Consider the following 20,495-nt stretch of genomic DNA (forward strand, 5'->3'; position numbering starts at 1 on the left):
GGAGGAACGTGACCTTCGGATTCGCTCCGTCCTCGGCGGTGTCGTTGTCGACGCCCGCCGCCTCCGCCCATCGCGTGCTCGAACCCGCGGAGTGGGCCGCCGCGGGCATCCCTCTGCTGCGCAATCCCCGCGAGGTCGTCAGCGGACTGCATGCCCGGCACCGGCCCACGCCGGCCACCGCTGTGATCGCGGTCCTCGACCCGGACGACCGGCTGCGGGCGAGCGCGTCGTTCACCCGCCGGCCGGCGCCCGCCGACGGCTGGATGCTCCGCAACGCGCTGCTCGCCCAGCTGCGCCGGGTCATCCCGCACGATCTGCGGCGCCGCACTCCGGTGCGCACCGCCGTACTGCTCTACTGCCGTGACGGAGACGCGCGTTGGACGGAGGAGGACGGTGCGTGGATGTGGGGTCTGCGTGACGCCTGTACCCTGCACGGACTGCGCTGCGGGGCGTACATCACGCTGACCCGGGACGGCTGGCAGGTCCTCGGCGAGGGCCGCGGGGGCCGCCGGCCGAACGCGGACTCGGCACCCGAGCCCTTCGGTACGGCCGAGTTGCCGCCCCCGCCGCGCACCGGAGGGGCGGCCTCCGAGGTGCTGCGCCGGGCGGCGGCCCGCTGACGCCGTCGGCAACGCCTCCGGCGTGCCGACGGCGGTTCAGACGCCCGCGCCCAGCATCGAATTGATCTGCTGCGGGTCGCCGCAGACGATCAGCAGCGCGCCGGCCCGGGAGTGGGCCAGGGGCAGCGCCGTGGCGGCGGCGCTGTCGGTGCCGCCGTTGACGGCGACCACGACCACGGGACGCGACGCGGCACGTGAGGCCACGGCGGCGTCCGCGTAGAAGACGTCGTCGCGCGCGTCGTGCTGCGCCCAGTAGGACGCCTCACCGAAGGACAGCTCGTGCGCCGCCCACGGGTGCGGCTCACCGGTGGTGATCACCAGCACGTCGCCGGGGGCACGGCCCGACTCCAGGAGCAGGTCGACCGCTTCCTCGGCGGCGTCGAGCGCTCCCTGGGCGGAGGCCGGGATCAGCTGGATCTGCGGGGCCGCCGAGGCCGCGGGGGCAGCGGGCCCCGACGGCTTGGGCTTGGCCGCGGCCCCTTCTCGCGGCGTGCGTTGCGCCTGCGGCGCGGGCCGCACGGGGCCGGGACGACCGGGGCGCGGCGGAGCCGCGGGGCGGGGGCCGGGAACGGGACGAGGGGTCGGCGCGGTACGGCCGGCGGCCGGAGTGGCGCGGGGACCCTGGGCACTCTCGTGAATCTGAGGCTCCTCGGGAATGAGAGGCATGGGCTGATTTTTATCAAACGTTGGTACGGCTCGCGTGGGGGGGGTACCACCTCGGGCGAGCGGAACGGTCAGAAGTCGAAGCCGAGCTGGCCCTCGATCTCCGGAACGGCTCCGTCCGCCCAGGCGCGCACCTTCTTGAGGTGCCGCCACCGGGGCAGCGCATCAAGATACGCCCACGACAGCCGGTGGTGCGGGGTGGGTCCCCGCTCCTCCAGCGCGGCCTTGTGCACGGGCGACGGATATCCGGCATTGGCCGCGAAACCGAAGTCTGCATGGTCGATGCCCAGTTCGGCCATCATTTTGTCGCGGTGGACCTTGGCGATCACCGAAGCCGCCGCGACGGCCACGCACGACCGGTCGCCCTTGACGACCGTACGGACCCTCCAGGGAGCGCCGAGGTAGTCGTGCTTGCCGTCGAGGATGACGGCGTCCGGACGGGCCGGCAGCCCTTCCAGCGCGCGCACCGCCGCGAGCCGCAGCGCGGCCGTCATCCCCAGGTCGTCGATCTCCTCCGCGGAGGCGTGCCCGAGGGCGTACGCGGTCACCCACTGGCGCAGCTCCGCGTCGAGTTCGGTGCGTCGCTTGACGGTGAGCAGCTTGGAGTCGGTGAGCCCCGCAGGAGGCCGGCGCAGTCCGGTGACCGCCGCGCAGACGGTGACGGGGCCGGCCCACGCGCCGCGCCCCACCTCGTCGACACCGGCAATGACCTTCGCTCCGGTCGTGGCTCTGAGGGAGCGCTCGACGGTGTGAGTGGGTGGTTCGTACGGCATGGCGCCCTTAGCGTACGCTGCCCGGATCCCGTCGCGACACCCTGGTCGTGCAAGCGTCTCGGCCCGTCACAGCGATGTCGGCACCCAGTCCGGCAGCGCCTCGGTGCGCTCGCCCCACTCGGCCGGCGGAGTCCCCGCCTTCCCCGCGGCGAGCACCCCGCCCACTATGGCGCAGGTGGTGTCGACGTCGCCACCGGCCCGCGCCGTCGTCCAGAACGCGTCCTCGAAGTCCCCCAGGCGCCGGGCGGCCGACCAGAGCGCGAAGGGCACCGTGTCATGGGCGGTCGTACGCCGTCCGCAGCCCAGGACCGCGGCGACGGTGGCCGCGTCGTCGTAGTCGAGCATGTCGCGGGCGCGCCGCAGACCGGCACCGACGGCACTCCTGGCCGGGACGAGGGCGATGACGCCGTCGAGCAGTGCCTCCGGGCTCGGCCGGCCGCCGGGTGCGGCGGCCAGCGCGGCGGCCGCGGCGACGGCCATGGCCCCCACGACGGCCTCGCGGTGCTGATGGGTGGGGTAGGCCGAGATCTCGGCCTGGTGGGTGGCCTGCTCCGGGTCGTCCGCGTACCAGGCGCCCAGCGGGGCTATGCGCATCGCGGCGCCGTTGCCCCACGATCCCTGCCCGTCGAAGAGCGCGGCGGCCGGCTCTCGCCAGTCGCCGCCCTCCCGGACCAGGCGCAGCAGACGGCTGACCGCCGGGCCGTAGCCCCGGTCGAAGTCGTGGTGACGGGCGAACGACTGGGCCAGCGCGTCCTGGTCGATGCGCCGGTGGGCGGCCAGCACGGCCACCACCGAGCAGGCCATCTCCGTGTCGTCCGTCCACTGCCACGGGCCGGACGGCAGCTCGCGGCGCCTGAGCAGCGGGTGGTTCACCGGCACGAAGAACTGCGAGCCCAGCGCGTCCCCCACCGCGAGTCCGCGCACGCTGGCCAGGGCGCGCTCCAGGCGCCCGCCGGGTGAGGGGTCAGGGGTCATCGATCAGTCGCTCCATCCGGTGGTCCCGTACGGTTCCGGTCTCCGCCAGCGGTCGAACGGGCGGTCCAGCGTGTACTTGCCGTCGTCCCCGAGAACGAGCATCCGCACCTCGGCGTTCCCCGGATTCGACAGCGACTCGAACTCCGCGACGGTCCAGTGGAACCAGCGCATGCAGAACAGCCGCATCGCCAGCCCGTGGGTCACCAGGAGCACGTTGGGCGGGTGGTCGGGTGCCTCGAAGCTGCGGAACAGGCTCTCCAGGAAGTTGCCGACCCGGTCGTAGACGTCGGCTCCGGACTCACCCTGGGCGAAGCGGTAGAAGAAGTGTCCGTAGGTGTCCCGGTAGGCCTTCTGCAGGCGTACGTCGTCGCGGTCCTGCCAGTTGCCCCAGTCCTGCTCGCGCAGCCGCGGCTCTTCGCGCACCCGTATGAGGCCGGGGTCCAGCCGGAAGGCGCGGAGGGTCTCGTGGGTGCGGCGGTAGGGGGAGACGTACACGCTCACGCGTTCCCGTCCGAACAGCTCCCGCAGCGCCTTGCCCGTCTCCTCGGCCTGCCGCCGGCCCCGCTCGGTCAGCGGGAGCGCGTGGTCGGGCACGCGCTCGTACACGAAGTCATCAACATTGCCCGTTGACTCGCCGTGCCGGACAAGGATGATGCGCCGTGGTCGTGCCATGCCAAGACCCTAGATCGAGTGACGGCCGATCGAGGAGTCCAGGTGGCCTCATACGGCACAGGTCACACCGTCCACGTGCTCTCGAGCTCCACGATGTCGCCCGTGAGCGCCGCGACGTCGGCCTCCGTCTGGGCGCGCAGCACCAGGCGCTCCACGCGCTCGGTGCGGTACTTGCCGTGCTCGGCGGAGGACTGCCACATCGACAGCACCAGGAACTCGTTGCCCGGGGCCTCGCCGAACAGGCCGCGGACCATGCCGGGCGAGCCGGCCATCGCCGGGTTCCAGACCTTCTCCTGCATCAGCGTGAAGTGCTCGGCGCGCTCCTCGTGCACCCGGCAGAGGGCGACGCGCAGCAGGTCGGCGTCCGCGAAGCGCGGTTCGAAGCCCGTCTTCACGTCGAACCGGTGGTCGAACAGCCGGACCTGGGCGTCCTTGAACGTACCGGCCTGGGCCGCCGCCAGCCGGTCGTGGGAGCGGGCCATGAAGGAGTCGTAGAAGGCACGGCTCTCCCAGAAGGCGAAGACGTGTGCCACTTCCGGCCGTCCCCGGCTCCACCCACCGCCCTGCCCCCGAAACCCCGGCTCCCCCAGAAGCCCCGCCCACTTCCGCTGCCCCCGCTCGAAGCCCCGGCGGTCCACCACGGTGCAGCGAATCCACTTGACCAGCACCGCGCCATGGTAAGGCCCAGGAGCGTGGCGTCGGTCACGCTCGTGGGGACAGCGCCCGCGCAAGCGTCCCCGCGCGCGTGGCACGATGGACAACGAGCGCCCGCGGACGGAGAGTTGGGGCAGGAGGGCGCACGGGTCAGGGGAAGGGGGAGTTCCGTGAGCGGGCTCAGCAAGGGGATCCGCAAGGCAGAGGTCGCCCTCAAGTGGGACCCGAGTCCGGCGGGGCAGCCGCCCACCGACCTGGATGTCGTCGCCGCGGCCTACAGGACGGGCGATCCGTACGGCGATCCGGCGTATGTGGTCCATTTCGGCAGCCGCTCCCCCGACGGCACCATCCACCTCGACCGGGACAGCAGGGACGGCATGGGCTTCGGGTGGGACGAGGTCATGACGCTGGAACTCGACCGGCTCGACGACCGGTACGCGCGCGTGGTGGTCGGCGTCGTCATCCAGCAGCGTCCCGCACGCCGTACCTTCGCCGACGTGCTCAGGCCGGGACTGCGCGTCCGTGAGGGCTACGCCGTCCTCGCCGAGGACGACTTCGCCGGTGTGCCCGGCGCGACGGCGGCCACCGTCGCGGAGTTCTCACGGGACGCCTCCGGGGCCTGGGACTTCCGCCCCGGCCTGCGCGGCTTCGACGACGACCCGGACACCTTCACGCGCGCGATGGGCCGCGCGCACCTGTCGTAGCCGGTACGGGCCAGGGGCGCCGGTCCATGGCCGGCGCCCCTGGCTTCAAGATGTGTTCCGGATTCAGCTGCAGCCGCTCGTCGAGCCGCAGCCCTCGCAGATGTAGCAGGACCCGGCCCGCTGCATCTTCGTACCGCAGGAGAAGCACAGCGGGGCGTCGGCCTGGATGCCCAGCTGCATCTCCACCAGCTCCGCACTGGTGTGCGCCTGCTTCGGGGCGGGCTTGGCCGCCTCGGCCTTCGGCTCGGCGACCGCCTTCAGGTCGGTCTGCAGCGGCGCCGACTGGGCCAGGCCCTCGACGTCGAGCTCGTCGTCGATCGGCTCGTAGGAGCCGGTCTCGAGGTGGCGCTGGCGCTCCTCGGCGGAGTGGATGCCGAGTGCGGAGCGCGTCTCGAAGGGCAGGAAGTCCAGCGCCAGGCGGCGGAAGATGTAGTCGACGATCGACTGTGCCATCCGCACGTCCGGGTCGTCGGTCATGCCGGCCGGCTCGAAGCGCATGTTCGTGAACTTCGAGACGTACGTCTCCAGCGGCACGCCGTACTGCAGGCCCACCGACACGGCGATCGAGAAGGCGTCCATCATGCCCGCGAGGGTCGAGCCCTGCTTGGACATCTTCAGGAAGACCTCGCCGAGACCGTCGTCCGGGTAGGAGTTGGCGGTCATGTAGCCCTCGGCGCCGCCGACGGTGAAGGAGGTGGTGATGCCGGGCCGACCCTTGGGCAGGCGCTTGCGGACCGGGCGGTACTCGACGACCTTCTCGGCCTTGGGCTCGACCGCGGCGGCCTCCTCGGCCTTCTCCTTGGCGGAGTCCTTCTTCTTGGCGGAGAGCGGCTGGCCGACCTTGCAGTTGTCGCGGTAGATGGCGAGCGCCTTGACGCCCAGCTTCCACGCCTCGAAGTAGATCTCCTCGACCTCTTCGACGGTGGCCGACTCCGGCATGTTGACCGTCTTGGAGATGGCACCGGAGATCCACGGCTGGATCGCGGCCATCATGCGGACGTGGCCCATCGGGGAGATGGCGCGCTCGCCCATGGCGCAGTCGAACACCTCGTAGTGCTCGTGCTTGAGGCCGGGGGCGTCGATCACGTTGCCGTGCTCGGCGATGTGGGCGACGATCGCCTCGATCTGCTCCTCCTGGTAGCCCAGGCGGCGCAGGGCCTGCGGGACGGTGCCGTTGACGATCTGCATCGAGCCGCCGCCGACCAGCTTCTTGAACTTGACCAGCGCGAGGTCGGGCTCGACACCCGTGGTGTCGCAGGACATGGCCAGGCCGATGGTGCCGGTCGGCGCGAGGACGGACGCCTGCGAGTTGCGGAACCCGTTCTTCTCGCCGAGGCGCAGCACGTCCTGCCAGGCCTCGGTGGCGGCGGCCCACACCGGGGTGTCCAGGTCGTCCATGCGGACGGCCGTGGCGTTGACGTCGGCGTGCTGCCTCATCACCCGCAGGTGCGGCTGGGCGTTGCGGGCGTAGCCGTCGTACGGGCCGACGACCGCGGCGAGTTCGGCGGAACGCTTGTAGGCGGTGCCGGTCATCAGGGAGGTGATGGCGCCGGCGAGGGCACGGCCGCCGTCGGAGTCGTAGGCGTGGCCGGTCGCCATCAGCAGGGCGCCGAGGTTGGCGTAGCCGATGCCGAGCTGGCGGTACGCGCGCGTGTTCTCGCCGATCTTCTGGGTCGGGAAGTCCGCGAAGCAGATGGAGATGTCCATCGCGGTGATGACCAGCTCGACGACCTGGGCGAAGCGCTCGACGTCGAAGGACTGGTTGCCCTTGCCGTCGTCCTTGAGGAACTTCATCAGGTTCAGCGAGGCGAGGTTGCAGGACGTGTTGTCCAGGTGCATGTACTCGCTGCAGGGGTTCGAGCCGTTGATGCGGCCGGACTCCGGGCAGGTGTGCCAGTGGTTGATCGTGTCGTCGTACTGGATGCCCGGGTCGGCGCAGGCCCAGGCGGCCTGGGCCATCTTGCGGAACAGGTCCTTGGCGTCGACCTGCTCGATGACCTCGCCGGTCATCCGCGCGCGCAGGCCGAAGGTGCCGCCCTGCTCGACCGCCTTCATGAACTCGTCGTTCACACGGACCGAGTTGTTGGCGTTCTGGTACTGGACGGAGGTGATGTCCTCGCCGCCGAGGTCCATGTCGAAGCCCGCGTCGCGCAGGGCGCGGATCTTCTCCTCCTCCTTGACCTTGGTCTCGATGAAGTCCTCGATGTCGGGGTGGTCGACGTCGAGGATGACCATCTTGGCCGCGCGGCGGGTGGCACCACCGGACTTGATGGTGCCGGCGGAGGCGTCGGCGCCGCGCATGAAGGAGACGGGCCCGGAGGCGTTGCCGCCGGAGGAGAGCAGCTCCTTGGAGGAGCGGATCCGGGAGAGGTTCAGGCCGGCGCCGGAGCCGCCCTTGAAGATCATGCCCTCTTCCTTGTACCAGTCGAGGATCGACTCCATGGAGTCGTCGACGGACAGGATGAAGCAGGCGGAGACCTGCTGGGGCTGCTTGGTGCCGACGTTGAACCAGACGGGGCTGTTGAAGCTGAAGATCTGGTGCAGGAGGGCGTGGGCGAGCTCGTGCTCGAAGATCTCGGCGTCGGCGGGCGAGGCGAAGTACTTGTTGTCCTCGCCGGCCTTCCGATACGTCTTCACGATGCGGTCGATCAGCTGCTTGAGGCTGGTCTCGCGCTGCGGGGTGCCGACGGCACCGCGGAAGTACTTGCTGGTGACGATGTTGACCGCGTTCACCGACCAGAAGTCGGGGAACTCGACGCCGCGCTGCTCGAAGTTGACCGAGCCGTCGCGCCAGTTGGTCATGACGACGTCACGGCGCTCCCAGGCCACCTCGTCGTACGGGTGTACGCCGGGGGTGGTGTGGATGCGCTCGATACGCAGCCCCTTGCCGGCCTTGGCGCCCTTGGCTCGGGAACCTCGTGCCGGACCGCTCGCCGTCTCTGTCATGCCGCCTCCCTGTACAGGCGAAAACGCCCTGAAGTGCCCCTGTTGTTCCGGAGCACGGTGTTCTGTCTGGCGTCGCGGGCACCCTCGCTGCCGCCCGCAACCGGTCTTGCTCACCGCCGCTGAGCCGGGTCCGGACGTGCCGTCCGGGCCGGCCGCCGATCAGCCGGCGGCGCTCGCGGGCGCCGGGACCTCAGCCGTCCCTCCGCGCCCGCGGTCGTCTTCCTGGCTCCCCGCGCCCGAGCCGTCGCCGTCCTGTGCGGCGGGGCGCTCCGCCCCTTCCCTGAGTTCCGCGATGGCGGCCTCGAAGTCCTCGAGCGAGTCGAACGCCCGGTAGACGGACGCGAACCGCAGATAGGCGACGAGGTCGAGTTCCCGCAAGGGGCCGAGTATGGCGAGCCCCACCTCGTGGGCGGCCACCTCGGCGCTTCCGCTGGCGCGCACCGCCTCCTCGACCCGCTGGCCGAGCTGGGCGAGTGCGTCCTCGGTGACAGGCCGTCCCTGGCATGCCTTGCGCACACCGTTGATGACCTTGGTACGGCTGAACGGCTCGGTGACTCCGGACCGCTTGACCACCATGAGCGAGCACGTCTCCACGGTCGTGAACCGACGGGAGCAGTCAGGGCACTGGCGGCGCCTGCGGATGGACGTGCCGTCGTCCGTCGTACGGCTGTCGACCACACGGCTGTCGGGGTGCCTGCAGAAGGGACAGTGCATGGACTCCAACCCTCCTCACAGCAGACTCAACAGCCTCGCCGGCCTCAGGGGCCCCGCGAAGCAGCCCCAAGCATAGGCCATGATCGGCAGGCCGAAGACCGGGGGAACACAACCTGTGGGCTGCTGTAGCCATCCAACCACTAGATGTGGGGATTGGCTCTTCGAACACAGGGATTCACGCGTGTCGCGCGGACGCGGCCATGAGCCGTCTGCCCGCATCACCACGGAAAACACGCCGGTGCACAGCCGTACCGCCGGAGCACTTGCGGAGATACCGTGGGCGCCGCACGGAGGACGCGCGGGACTGCCGGGCAGATGGACGCCGGCGCCCGGTCGACGGGACGCCGGATGGCAGACTGGGGCGGCGACCCACGAGGTCGCCGCTCCGGCGGTGAAGAGTACAGCAACCAGCCCTTCCGTCCGCCCGGTGCCACAAGGCCATACACCCCGGCACATGATCAAGTCAGATACTCCGCGTTTTTTCACTCGAACGTGTGTTTGGCGCAACCTTTCGAAAGCAACTACCGTTGTGCCGGAGGGAGACCATCGAGAGGGGCCGACGTGACCACCACCGCAGACAGTGCCACCATCACTGCCCAGGACCGCTCCCAGGGCCGACTCGAGCCGGTGCATGCGATGAACGAAGCCACGAATCCCGAGGGACCCAAGCGCTCCCTGCCGGGCCGACCTCCAGGCATCCGGGCGGACAGCTCGGGCCTCACCGACCGGCAGCGCCGGGTGATCGAGGTCATCAGGGACTCCGTGCAGCGGCGCGGATACCCGCCGTCCATGCGGGAGATCGGGCAGGCCGTCGGCCTCTCCAGCACCTCCTCGGTCGCGCACCAGCTGATGGCACTCGAGCGCAAGGGCTTCCTGCGCCGTGACCCACACCGCCCGCGCGCTTACGAGGTCCGCGGCTCGGACCAGGCCGCCACGCTGCAGCCGACGGACACGGTGGGCAAGCCGGCCGCGTCGTACGTCCCGCTGGTCGGCCGGATCGCTGCCGGTGGGCCGATCCTCGCCGAGGAGTCCGTCGAGGACGTCTTCCCCCTCCCCCGGCAGCTGGTCGGCGACGGCGAGCTGTTCGTCCTGAAGGTCGTCGGTGACTCGATGATCGAGGCCGCGATCTGCGACGGCGACTGGGTCACCGTCCGCCGCCAGCAGGTCGCCGAGAACGGCGACATCGTGGCCGCGATGATCGACGGCGAGGCCACCGTCAAGCGCTTCAAGCGCGAGGACGGCCACGTCTGGCTCCTCCCGCACAACGCGGCGTACGAGCCGATCCCGGGCGACGACGCGACCATCCTCGGCAAGGTGGTCGCGGTGCTGCGGCGCGTGTGACAACCACCCCGGCGGGCGGGCCACGCCCACCCGCCCCTTGATCGGGCCCCGGGACCCCTGCGCCGGTTCCGGGGCCCTGTGCTGTGCGGCCGCGCTTTTGATGGCGGGATGGCCCGACCCGGCGCCGGGTCGGGCCATCCCGCGGTCACTCGCCCTCGGCCTGCCTGGCCGCCGCGTCGATGGCGGCCAGCGACTTGCGCACCTGGTTGCGGTCCGTGGTGTACCAGAAGCCGGGCAGCGACGCCTTCAGATAGCCGCCGTACCGGGCCGTCGCCAGGCGCGGGTCCAGTACGGCGACCACGCCGCGGTCCTCCGAGGCCCGTACGAGACGCCCGGCGCCCTGGGCCATCAGGAGCGCCGCGTGGGTGGCGGCCACCGCCATGAACCCGTTGCCGCCGGCGTCCTCGACGGCCTTCTGGCGCGCGCTCATCAGCGGATCGTCCGGGCGCGGGAACGGGATCTTGTCCATGACGACGAGCTGGCAGCCGGGCCCGGGGACGTCGACGCCCTGCCAGAGGGACAGCGTGCCGAACAGACAGGTCCGCGGGTCCGCCGCGAAGTTCTTGATCAGCTCGCCCAGCGTCTCCTCGCCCTGGAGCAGGATCGGGAACTCGGGGATCCTGGTGCGCAGCTCCTCCGCGGCGAGCTGGGCGGCCCTCATGGAGGAGAACAGGCCGAGCGTGCGCCCGCCCGCCGCCTGGATGAGCTCCGTCAACTCGTCCAGCATGTCCCCTCGGTCGCCGTCCCGCGCCGGGCGCGCCAGGTGCTTGGCGACGTACAGGATGCCCTGCTTGCGGTAGTCGAACGGCGAGCCGACGTCGATGCCCTTCCACTGCGGTACGTCGTCGCCCTCCGTGCCCTCCGGGGCCAGGCCGAGGGAGGCGCCGACCCCGTTGAAGTCGCCGCCGAGCTTGAGGGTCGCGGAGGCCAGGACGACGGACCGGTCCGCGAAGAGCTTCTCGCGCAACAGGCCCGACACGGACATGGGGGCGACGCGCAGGGAGGCGCCGAAGCGGTCGTGGCGCTCGTACCAGACGACGTCCCACTCGGAGCCGTTGCTGATGCGCTCGGCCACGTCGTGCACGTTCTCCACGGAGGCCAGCGCCTGTTTGCGGACGGCGTCCTCGTCCTGGACGGACTTGTCACGGGTCGCGCCGAGCGCCGAGATGACGTTGCGGGAGGCGTCCCGCAGCGCCAGCAGCGCGTAGCCGAGGTCCTCGGGAACCTCCTCCAGCCGGCCGGGCAGGGCGAGTTCCATCAGCCGCTCGAAGCCCTCGGCGGCGGTCTGCAACTGGTCGGCGGCCTTCTCGTCGACCAGCTTCGCGGCGCGGCGCACCGCACGGTTGACCTGACCCGGTGTGAGCTCGCCGGTGGCGACGCCCGTCACCCGGGAGACCAGCTCGTGGGCCTCGTCGACGATGAGCACCTCGTGCTGCGGGAGGACCGGTGCGCCCTCGATGGCGTCGATCGCGAGCAGTGCGTGGTTGGTGACGACGATCTCGGAGAGCTTGGCGCGTTCACGGGCCATCTCGGCGAAGCACTCGGCGCCGTAGGCGCACTTCGAGGCGCCCAGGCACTCCCGGGACGAGACCGACACCTGCGCCCAGGCCCGGTCGGACACTCCGGGTGTGAGGTCGTCGCGGTCGCCGGACTCGGTCTCGTCGGCCCAGTCGCGCAGCCGCAGCAGGTCCTGGCCCAGCTTGCTGGTGGGCGCGGCCGCCTCGAACTGGTCGAAGAGCCCCTCCTCCTCGTCCTGCGGCATGCCCTCGTGCAGGCGGTGCAGGCACAGATAGTTCGACCGGCCCTTGAGCATCGCGAACTCCGGGCGGCGGCGCAGCAGCGGATGCAGGGCGTCGACCGTGCGCGGCAGGTCGCGCTCCACGAGCTGGCGCTGCAGGGCGAGGGTGGCGGTGGCCACCACCACTCTCTCCCCGTGGGCGAGCGCGGGCACGAGGTAGCCGAGGGACTTTCCGGTGCCGGTGCCGGCCTGGACCAGTAGGTGCGAGCCGTCGTCGATCGCGTCCGCGACGGCTTGGGCCATGGTCACCTGGCCGGGGCGCTCCGTACCGCCGACGGCTGTGACGGCGGCATGCAGGAGTTCGGGGAGGGAGGGCTTCGTCATAGCGCGACCACCCTACGGCTCGACACTGACAGACGGGCGGTCAAGGCGGGAACCCGGGGGCTCGGTACGTCTCGGTTCGCTGTCACAGCACGTCACGCAGGGACCGGTCCCGGATCATGAGGGCGGCCCGCTTGGCGGGCAGGTCGACCTCGGCGGCGAACCGGAAGCCGGCGCTCAGGAAGGCGGCCACGGAGGGCGTGTTGCGAAGGTCGGGTTCCGCCACGACGCGGGCACAGGTGGGGCGCCGGTCGAGCACCAGGTCGGCCACGGCTCTGAGCAGGGCCCTGCCGAGCCCTCGCCCACGGTCGGCGGCACTGCCGATCAGGAGGTGGACACCGGTGTCGTGCGGCCGGGCCGGGTAGTGGCGGGCCAGTGGATCGAGATCGGCCCGGTAGATCTCCCAGTAGCTCATCGGCCTGCCCTCCAGCAGGCCGATGCAGGGGACGCTGCGTCCGTCACCGTCGAGTTGCGCGAGCAGATGGGCCTCGGTCACGCTCTGCTCTCCCGCCAGCTGCCAGAACTCCGCGACGGCGGGGTCGTTCATCCAACGGCTGACCACCGGCAGATCCCGCTCGACCCGGACCGGGATCAGCTGGAAGGCACCGACGGGTGTGGCGGTGGGGCCCCAGTCTCCGACGCCGCCGAGAAGGCCGGCCCTGGCGGCGGTGCCGGTTCCGGTGGCCTCCGCGAAGAGCGTGCCGAAGTCGTCGGGCAGCCGCAGGTCGAGCGTGTCCTCGCCGTCGGTGCCCGCCTTGGCCGGATGGGGACCGGCAGCGGTGGTGGGGGCGTGTCCTGTGGCGGCGCCGGCGTCGGTGGGAGGCATGGCGCGCTCCTCTCGGAAGACGGGTCTGCGGGAGACGGGGATCGGTGTGCGGGTCACAGGTGCAGGGGGTTGGCGATGGTGACGTAGACGGACTGGGTGTCGACCGGGCCGACGAGTTCGTCGAGGCCGTGCAGCCGGGTCAGCAGGTTGGCCTTGCAGCGCAGGACCGGGGAGTCGAGCAGCCGGGCCGGCAGGGTGGAGCGCGTGCGTGCGGGCCCGGAGGCGGCACCGCCGAGGAAGCGGCGGAAAGCGGCCAGCAGCAGCCGCTCGTCGGCGAGCCGCCCGGAGCCGAAGGCGCCGATGAGGCCGAAGACGTTGTTGACGGCGAGGTAGTAGGCGAAGCGTTCGTCGGTGACGTCGTCGGGGACGAAGGTGTCGCTGCGCCCGCCGATGCCGGGCAGCCGGGCGTCGAGTTCCGCGTGCCGGGAGACGCGGAAGTAGTAGCCCTGGTTGTCGCGGTAGCGACCGCCGGCGGGCCAGCCGTCGGTGTCCAGCAGGAGGAGCGTGTTCTGCTGGTGGGCCTCCAGGGCGACTCCTGCTTCTCCGTCCAGCCACAGCACGGGGCGGACCACCTGCTCGAGGTAGCGCAGGAACCACTCGGCGGCGACGGTTCCCAGAGGGCGCCCGGTGCGGGCGGCGAGGCGTGTGACGGCCTTGGCCAGCCGGGACCGCATGGCCACGGCCGCGCCGGCCCGGGGGTACGGCCGGGGTGCCACGAGTGAGGCGATGCAGGAGACGTCGTCCGACGGACTGAACGGGTTGTGCCGGATCATCACGTCCAGCCCGGGCACCGGGGCTCCGTCCTGGTCGTCGACGGCCAGCCAGGCCGGGTCGCGGACGATGTCGAAGCCGGGGTGCGCCGCGTGCCACTGCCGGGCGAGGCCGCTGCGCAGCAGACGGTGGACCTCGACGCCGCGGTGCAGTTCCTTGCGGAGGTTCTCACGACGGGAGTTGGTGATGCGCAGGCCGAGCGACAGCTTGAGCATGGCGGGGGCGCCGGTGCGGTGGACGGTTCGCACGGAGGAGGTGGGGTGCCAGGCAGGGCCGTGGGGGCCCAGGTCACGGAGGAGTCCCGCGTCCAGCAGCGCCGCCGTGCCCGCGCGGTGCCGTACCTCCCGCGACTGCCACGGGTGCAGCGGCAGGGCGGCGTATCCGTCGGGCAGGGGCAGTCCCGCACCGGCGAGCCGGGCCGTGAGCCGTTCGGCGGGGACGGGCCGGCCGCGCTCGGTCCAGGCGGAGTCGGTGGCGAGTACGGAGCGGGCCACCGCCACCCAGTGCAAGGGGAAGGATCCTCGCAATTCGGGTGAGTAGGGGTGGGCTTCGGCTTCCGACAGGCCCTCGCGGCTCTTCGGGGCCGGATGCAGCGGGTGTCCGAGCAGGAGGGCCTGCTCCGCGGAGAGGAAGAGGTCGGGTCCGTCCGCGGGACGTTGCCGGCGGTCGCTGAGGAAGAGGGTGGTGCGGCGGACGGAGTCGGCGACACGGGCGACGAGATCGACGGTGTCGGCGCCCGTGCCGGTGGGTGCTTCCCGGACGAGCAGGGAGGCGACCGTGACGGCGTCGGCCGGCGCGGCGTCCTGCGGGGCGCCGGCCAGGTACGGGAGGCCGAAGCGGTGCCAGCCCGTCGGGGACCAGTGGCGGACCGGGACGAGCAGGGCCGTACCGCTGGCCGGGAGAGGGATGACGAGAGGGCCGTTGCCGGGGTCCGGCGCGCCGGTCTCGCGCACCCAGCAGCGCAGGAAGTTCTCCACGGTCGCGGCCTGGGCGGCGGTGTGGGGGTCGGGGTGCTCCAGGGGGTCCGGGGGAGCTTCCCGGCGCCGGGCGGTCGATGCCCCTCTCGGCTGGTGGGGGACGGTCTCGGCCGCGTCGTGGGGCTGGGAGAGGCCGTGGGGTGCGGGGGTGGCGTTCAAGACGGCTCCTCGTGGGGTGGTTCAGGTCGTCGGGGTACGGCGGGGTGATGCGGCGATGTGCCGATACGTCGGCTCGGCGACTCGCACCGGGTCAGGCCGGTGGGAACGGGGGCGCCGCGCCGACAGTTCCATGAAGCCGCCCGCCTCCGGAGCACTCCCTCGCTCGTCGCGGGCGGTCGTGCGCTACCCCGCCCCCTCCGCGAGCCCGGTGGGTCGCGGCTGCCCCCGGCGCGGGCCGTGTTCCCCACCGCCTCGGCCGGTGTGGCCGCGGGCCGCCGCATCCACCGCGTCGGCCAGCCGGCCGAGCACCGCGGCGGTCTGCTCGTCGGTGATCGTCAGCGGGGGGAGGAGCCGTACGACACTGGCGTGACGGCCACCGAGTTCGACGATCAGGCCACGCCGCAGGCACTCGCGTTGTACGGCGGCGGCGAGTTCGGGGGCGGCGGGGCGAGGCCCGTGGGAGCGGGCCGCCGTCGGTCCTGGGGCGCCCCGGCCGAGGATTGCGGGCTCTGTCGGCTCCGGCGGGTACGGCCGCGGAGGAACTCCCGGCATCACCGCGCCGGCTTCCGCCGGCACCACCCCCGCCCTTCCGCCGCCGTCCCACCCTGGCTCCCCCTCCGGGTTCACCAGTTCGAGGCCGATCATCAGGCCTCGTCCGCGTACCTCTCCGATGCAGGGGAAGTGACGGGCCAGGTCGCGGAGTTGGGACAGCATGTGGGAGCCGAGGGTCGCCGCGCGCTCGGCGAGCCGGTTCTCGCGGACGTGGGCCAGGGTGGCGGTGCCCGCGGCCATGGCGAGTTGGTTGCCGCGGAAGGTTCCCGCGTGGGCTCCGGGTCCCCAGACGTCGAGGTCGTCGCGGTAGACCACGACGGCCAGCGGCAGGCTGCCGCCGATGGCCTTGGACAGCACCATCACATCCGGTGTCACGCCGCTGTGTTCCACCGCCCAGAAGGTGCCCGTGCGCCCGACCCCCGTCTGGACCTCGTCGGCGATCAGCGGGACGGACCGTTCCGCGGTGAGCTGCCGCATGCGCCGCATCCAGTGGTCGGGCGCGGGAATCACCCCGCCCTCGCCCTGCACGGGTTCGAGGATCATCCCGGCGGGCAGCGGCACTCCCGACTTGGGGTCGTCCAGCACGGACTCGGTCCAGCGGGCGGCGAGTTCGGCACCGCGGGCGCCGCCGACGCCGAAGGGGCAGCGGTAGTCCTGCGGGTAGGGCAGGCGCGCGACCCGTACGTCGGCGGCGTGCCCCGAGGCGTCGAGCGCTCCCGCGGTCATCCCGTGGTAGGCGCCGGCGAAGGCCATGATGGTCCTGCGGCCGGTGGCGGCCCGGACGAGCTTGAGGGCGGCCTCCACCGCGTCCGTACCGGCCGGGCCGCAGAACTGCACGCGCGCGTGGTCGGCGAGCTCGGACGGCAGGGTGCGGAACAACTCGGTGACGAAGGCGTCCTTGACCGGTGTGGCCAGGTCGAGGGCGTGCAGGGGCGCGCCCGAGTCGAGGACCTTGCGGATGGCCTCCAGGACGACGGGGTGGTTGTGTCCGAGGGCGAGGGAGCCGGCGCCCGAGAGGCAGTCCAGGTAGCGGCGGCCGTCCGCGCCCTCGATGGTGAGCCCGCGGGCCCGCACCGGCACGATCGGCAGGGCGCGCGCATAGGTGCGCGCCGCCGACTCGCGCGCCGACTGTCTCCGCAGAATCCCCTCGTGCGAGGCGCGCGCCCCCGCGGATGCGCAGCCTCCAGGCGCAGAATCCGTCACGGTCACGGCTCCTTGTCCTCCCGCTGTCCCAAGGTGTCGGCGGCCCACTGGAACAAGGCGCCGGCCTCCCGCTGTCGGGGCGTGTCGCCGCCCGCGGCACAGGAGCCCCGGACGCAGGCAGCAGGACCCCCACCGCTACAACCCCGGACCGGCCGCACGGTTACGGTCAGGCTCAAGATCGTTGCCGTGACACCGCGCGGTGCTCGGGCCCGGGTCTTGTCCCTGCCTTGTCACAGGTGGCCCACAGGGGAACCCCGACTCCGGGCAGCCCTGTCTCCGTCGGCGAGGGCCGGCGCAGGGCCGGCCCTCGCAAGGACCGATTTCGGGGGGCGTCATGCAGTACGGGAACGGCATCCGCAGGGGCGTGATGGCGGTGGTCGCGGTCTCGGCCGCGCTGTCGGTGACCGCGTGCCGGCCCGGTGACGACGGCGCGGGGGCGGTCGGGGCGCCGTCCGGGGCGCCGAGCGGCGCGATCTCCTCTCCCGAGGGGCCGGGCTCCGGTACCTCGAAAGCCCCCGGAGCAGGTGCGCCGACGGCGCCGGGGGCGAGCGCTTCCCCTGGTTCCGGATCCTCGGGGGCCGCGGTGAGGACGTGTGCGGCGTCCAGTCTGAGGGTGGCCGCGTACGAGGCCGTTGATCGTCCATCGGGTACCGGAGTCGGGGCAGCGGTTGTCGAGTTCACCAACGTCTCCGGACAGCCGTGCGTCCTGCTGGGCCACCCGTCGGTGGCCGGAGCGGGCAACGGTTCCCCGCTGAGCAACAAGCCGCTGTCGGTGACGCGCACGGGGACCGCGTCACCGGTGCGGGTGGCGCCCGGCGGCAGGGCATGGGTGAAGCTGACCTTCGTCCAGGTCCAGGGCGAGGGCGACGGTTACTGCGAGTCCGGCGCGGAGCCCGTCGCCTATCCGTCCCTGGTGGTCGGGCTGCCGGGGTCCGGGGCACACCAAGTCGCCCTGGAAGAAGGGCTCTTCGCCGAGTGCGACGACAAGGTGACGGTCACCCCGGCGTCGGCGACGAAGCCGAACTGACCGCTCCGATCGTCAAACCGGCAGATCTCTGGACGATTGGCCAGGTCAGACGGCTTGTAGCCGAACCGTTGCCGTTCCGACGGCGGTCCCGGACCGGGACGGCATAGTGTGTGATGCCGTCCCGGCACGCCGTGAGAAACATGTGAACTCGGCCCGGGATCAACGTGAGAGCACGGCGGCAAGCGTCAAGTCCGTTCATTTCAGGGGGAGTCAGAGCATGCGACCCATACGCCCGTCCTTCACCGCTCGCCGAGGGGCAGGCGCCCGCCGCACAACCTCCCCCGTGCTGACCGCCGTCGCTCTGGCCTCGGCGCTGGCGCTCACCGCCACCGGCTGCGACTCGGGCGACACCAAGGCGGACGGTCGGCCCGCGGTCTCCGTGCCCCCCGGCGACGACGGCGGAACCGGCGACGGCAGGGTCAAGATCCCGGACGACATCCGGCGGAAGCTCGAGGAGCACGGGATCGACATCGACAAGTGGAAGAACGGCGCCTGGAAGGACTGGAACAAGGACGACTGGCTGCGCGAGGCGGGCGACTTCATCAACCCGATCATCAAGGACCTGTGGGACCCGGACCGCATGCGCCGGGCCGAGGACCCGGACAGGGGCGTCGACGACAACGACCTCTCCGGCGACCAGGGCGTCACCGACCCGGCTCCGGCACCGGTGAAGGCGCGGGCGGTCCCGCCGACGTACCACGCGAACGCGGCGACGGCGGGCAAGGTGTTCTTCGACTCCCCCGAGGGCAGCATGGTCTGCTCGGCGACGGTCGTTCAGGACCCGGCCCGCCCCGGCAGGTCCAACCTCGTGTGGACGGCCGGCCACTGCGTGCACGCCGGCAGGAAGGGCGGCTGGTACCGCAACATCGCCTTCGTGCCGTCGTACAACGACGCGGGCGGAAGCGCCGCCCAGCTGCAGAACGCCACCAAGGACGAGGTCGCCCCGTACGGCGTGTGGTGGGGCGACTGGGCGCAGACCTCCCAGCAGTGGATCGAGCAGGGCGGCTCGACCGGCGGTCAGGGTGCCTCGTACGACTTCGCCGTCATCCACGTCACGCCCGAGAAGGGCGGCAGCGGCAAGTCGCTGGAGGAGACCGTCGGCGCGGCGCTGCCCGTCGACTTCGACGCCCCGGCCGTGCCGAAGGTGGACAGCATCACCGCGACCGGCTACCCGGCGGCGCCGCCGTACGACGGCCAGCGGCTGTACCAGTGCCAGGACAAGCCGGGCCGGCTGTCGCTGAACGCCTCGGACCCGACGATGTACCGCATCGGCTGCACCATGACCGGCGGCTCCTCCGGCGGCGGCTGGGTCGAGACGGGCTCGGACGGCAAGCCCGCCCTGGTCTCCAACACCTCGATCGGCCCGGTGACGGCGGGCTGGCTGGCGGGTCCGCGGCTGGGCGAGGCGGCCAAGGGCGTGTACGACGCGGTCAGCGAGAAGTTCGCCGGGCGGTAACCGCTCCGCCCCGCACCGAGGCGCCGAACCATCGGGCCCGGCACAGGACATCCACACCAACCGACGGGGGTATCACACCATGCGTCCCATACGTACGTCCGCCGCGTCCCGGCGCGCACGCCGGCGCACCGTCTTCGCCGCCACCGGGCTCGTCGCGGCCCTGGCCCTGACGGCGACCGCCTGCGAAGGCTCCGGCGAGGACGACGCGAGCGGCAGGCCCGGCGCCACCGCCTCCCAGGCCGCCGACAGCGGCACCGGCGACGGCAAGGTCCGTATACCGGCCGACATCGCGGACAAGCTCAAGGAGCACGGGATCGATGTCGACGAGTGGCAGCGCGGCGGCTGGAAGAACTGGGACAAGGACAAGTGGCTCAGTGAGGCCAAGGACTTCGTCAACCCGGTGATCAAGGGCCTGTGGAAGCCCGAGCGGATGAAGTCCGCCCAGGAGGCCGACAAGACGGTCTCCACCCAGGACGCCGCCGCCGACCAGGGCCTGAGCGACCCGGCGCCGCGGCCTGTCCGGGCGCAGGCGGAGAAGACGCCGTACCACAAGCACGCCGCTGTGGTCGGCAAGGTCTTCTTCGACTCGCCCGAGGGCTCGATGGTCTGCTCCGGCACGGTCGTCAAGGACGTCAACCGCCCGGGCAGGTCCAACCTGGTGTGGACGGCCGGCCACTGCGTGCACGCGGGCCGGAACGGCGGCTGGTACCGCAACATCGCGTTCGTCCCGGCCTACAACGACCTCGGCAGGACCGCGGCGCGGCTCGGTCACGCGAGCGCCACCGAGGTCGCCCCGTACGGCGCCTGGTGGGCGGACTGGGCGTCCGCCTCGAACCAGTGGATCCAGGGCGGCTCGGAGACGGGCGGCGCGGGAGCGGCGTACGACTACGCCGTGCTGCACGTGAAGCCGGAGTCCGGCTCGAAGTCGCTGGAGGAGACCGTCGGGGCGGCGCTGGACGTGGACTTCTCCGCCCCGTCGGCGACACAGGTCGCTTCGATGGGCGCCTGGGGCTACCCGGCGGCGCCGCCGTACGACGGTCTGAACATGTTCCGCTGCGTCGACCGGCCGGGTCGGCTGTCGCTCGGCCCGTCCCTGCCGACGATGTACCGCATCGGCTGCACCATGACCGGCGGCTCCTCCGGCGGCGGCTGGTTCCGCGTGGTGGACGGCAGGACCAAGCTGGTGTCCAACACCTCGATCGGCCCGGCCGACCACAGCTGGCTCGCCGGCCCGCAGCTGGGCCGGGACGCCGAGGCGCTGTACCAGAACATGAGCAGGAAGTACGGCGGCCGGTGACGCCGTGAACGCCGAGGGCCCGCCCCCTGTCGGCAGGGGGCGGGCC

General features: G+C 72.0%; 17 protein-coding genes. 6 read left to right on the top strand and 11 right to left on the bottom strand.

The window, feature by feature from the left end; genetic code table 11:
- The first annotated feature begins 8 nt into the window (after positions 1-8).
- Positions 9-620, top strand: coding sequence for a hypothetical protein (locus ACX25U_RS09375; protein WP_454390497.1), 612 nt, complete (start codon positions 9-11; stop codon positions 618-620).
- 36 nt (positions 621-656) lie between these two features.
- Here ACX25U_RS09375 and ACX25U_RS09380 read toward each other — a convergent pair whose 3' ends face one another.
- The 5 genes from ACX25U_RS09380 to ACX25U_RS09400 all read right to left on the bottom strand — a co-directional run bounded on the left by ACX25U_RS09380 (position 657) and on the right by ACX25U_RS09400 (position 4,371).
- Complete coding sequence (locus ACX25U_RS09380) at positions 657-1,286, bottom strand: hypothetical protein (protein WP_454390498.1); 630 nt, start codon at positions 1,284-1,286, stop codon at positions 657-659.
- Between the two features lie 68 nt (positions 1,287-1,354).
- Positions 1,355-2,056, bottom strand: coding sequence for a ribonuclease HII (locus tag ACX25U_RS09385; protein ID WP_454390500.1), 702 nt, complete (start codon positions 2,054-2,056; stop codon positions 1,355-1,357).
- Between the two features lie 66 nt (positions 2,057-2,122).
- Positions 2,123-3,031, bottom strand: coding sequence for an ADP-ribosylglycohydrolase family protein (locus ACX25U_RS09390; RefSeq protein ID WP_454390502.1), 909 nt, complete (start codon positions 3,029-3,031; stop codon positions 2,123-2,125).
- A gap of 3 nt (positions 3,032-3,034) precedes the next feature.
- Positions 3,035-3,703, bottom strand: a complete 669-nt coding sequence (locus tag ACX25U_RS09395) for a histidine phosphatase family protein (protein WP_454390504.1) — start codon at positions 3,701-3,703, stop codon at positions 3,035-3,037.
- 62 nt (positions 3,704-3,765) lie between these two features.
- Positions 3,766-4,371, bottom strand: coding sequence for a YdbC family protein (locus tag ACX25U_RS09400; RefSeq protein WP_454390506.1), 606 nt, complete (start codon positions 4,369-4,371; stop codon positions 3,766-3,768).
- A gap of 114 nt (positions 4,372-4,485) precedes the next feature.
- Between ACX25U_RS09400 and ACX25U_RS09405 the strand changes: the two genes are divergently transcribed.
- A complete protein-coding gene (locus ACX25U_RS09405; RefSeq protein ID WP_454390508.1) occupies positions 4,486-5,061 on the top strand; it encodes a TerD family protein in 576 nt (191 codons plus the stop codon).
- Between the two features lie 63 nt (positions 5,062-5,124).
- Here ACX25U_RS09405 and ACX25U_RS09410 read toward each other — a convergent pair whose 3' ends face one another.
- Entirely contained in the window at positions 5,125-8,007 is a 2,883-nt protein-coding gene (locus tag ACX25U_RS09410) for a vitamin B12-dependent ribonucleotide reductase (RefSeq protein ID WP_454390510.1), read from the bottom strand.
- Positions 8,008-8,166: 159 nt separating this feature from the next.
- The gene (gene nrdR / locus ACX25U_RS09415; protein ID WP_454390512.1) at positions 8,167-8,721 is read right to left on the bottom strand and encodes a transcriptional regulator NrdR; all 555 of its coding nucleotides are present in this window, start codon (positions 8,719-8,721) and stop codon (positions 8,167-8,169) included.
- A 561-nt stretch (positions 8,722-9,282) separates the two neighbouring features.
- On the opposite strand from nrdR, the gene lexA reads away from it, so the two are divergent.
- Positions 9,283-10,062: a transcriptional repressor LexA gene (gene lexA, locus ACX25U_RS09420; RefSeq protein ID WP_454390514.1), complete on the top strand. Its 780-nt coding sequence runs from the start codon at positions 9,283-9,285 to the stop codon at positions 10,060-10,062.
- Between the two features lie 145 nt (positions 10,063-10,207).
- Here the strand turns inward: lexA and ACX25U_RS09425 are convergent, their stop codons facing one another.
- The 4 genes from ACX25U_RS09425 to ACX25U_RS09440 all read right to left on the bottom strand — a co-directional run bounded on the left by ACX25U_RS09425 (position 10,208) and on the right by ACX25U_RS09440 (position 16,675).
- Positions 10,208-12,184, bottom strand: a complete 1,977-nt coding sequence (locus ACX25U_RS09425) for an ATP-dependent DNA helicase (protein ID WP_454390516.1) — start codon at positions 12,182-12,184, stop codon at positions 10,208-10,210.
- 82 nt (positions 12,185-12,266) lie between these two features.
- Entirely contained in the window at positions 12,267-13,007 is a 741-nt protein-coding gene (locus ACX25U_RS09430) for a GNAT family N-acetyltransferase (RefSeq protein WP_454390518.1), read from the bottom strand.
- A gap of 53 nt (positions 13,008-13,060) precedes the next feature.
- Positions 13,061-14,914, bottom strand: a complete 1,854-nt coding sequence (locus ACX25U_RS09435; RefSeq protein WP_454390520.1) for an IucA/IucC family protein — start codon at positions 14,912-14,914, stop codon at positions 13,061-13,063.
- A 183-nt stretch (positions 14,915-15,097) separates the two neighbouring features.
- Entirely contained in the window at positions 15,098-16,675 is a 1,578-nt protein-coding gene (locus ACX25U_RS09440) for a diaminobutyrate--2-oxoglutarate transaminase family protein (protein WP_454390522.1), read from the bottom strand.
- A gap of 328 nt (positions 16,676-17,003) precedes the next feature.
- Here ACX25U_RS09440 and ACX25U_RS09445 point away from each other — a divergent pair, with 328 nt between their 5' ends.
- The 3 genes from ACX25U_RS09445 (at position 17,004) to ACX25U_RS09455 (ending at position 20,449) form a co-directional block, all read left to right on the top strand.
- On the top strand, positions 17,004-17,696 hold the full coding sequence (locus ACX25U_RS09445; protein WP_458633808.1) for a DUF4232 domain-containing protein: 693 nt from the start codon (positions 17,004-17,006) through the stop codon (positions 17,694-17,696).
- 217 nt (positions 17,697-17,913) lie between these two features.
- Positions 17,914-19,152, top strand: coding sequence for a trypsin-like serine peptidase (locus ACX25U_RS09450; protein ID WP_454390524.1), 1,239 nt, complete (start codon positions 17,914-17,916; stop codon positions 19,150-19,152).
- A 79-nt stretch (positions 19,153-19,231) separates the two neighbouring features.
- The gene (locus ACX25U_RS09455) at positions 19,232-20,449 is read left to right on the top strand and encodes a trypsin-like serine peptidase (protein ID WP_454390526.1); all 1,218 of its coding nucleotides are present in this window, start codon (positions 19,232-19,234) and stop codon (positions 20,447-20,449) included.
- Positions 20,450-20,495: the final 46 nt, after the last annotated feature.

The organism is Streptomyces sp. JNUCC 63 (genome assembly GCF_054366325.1).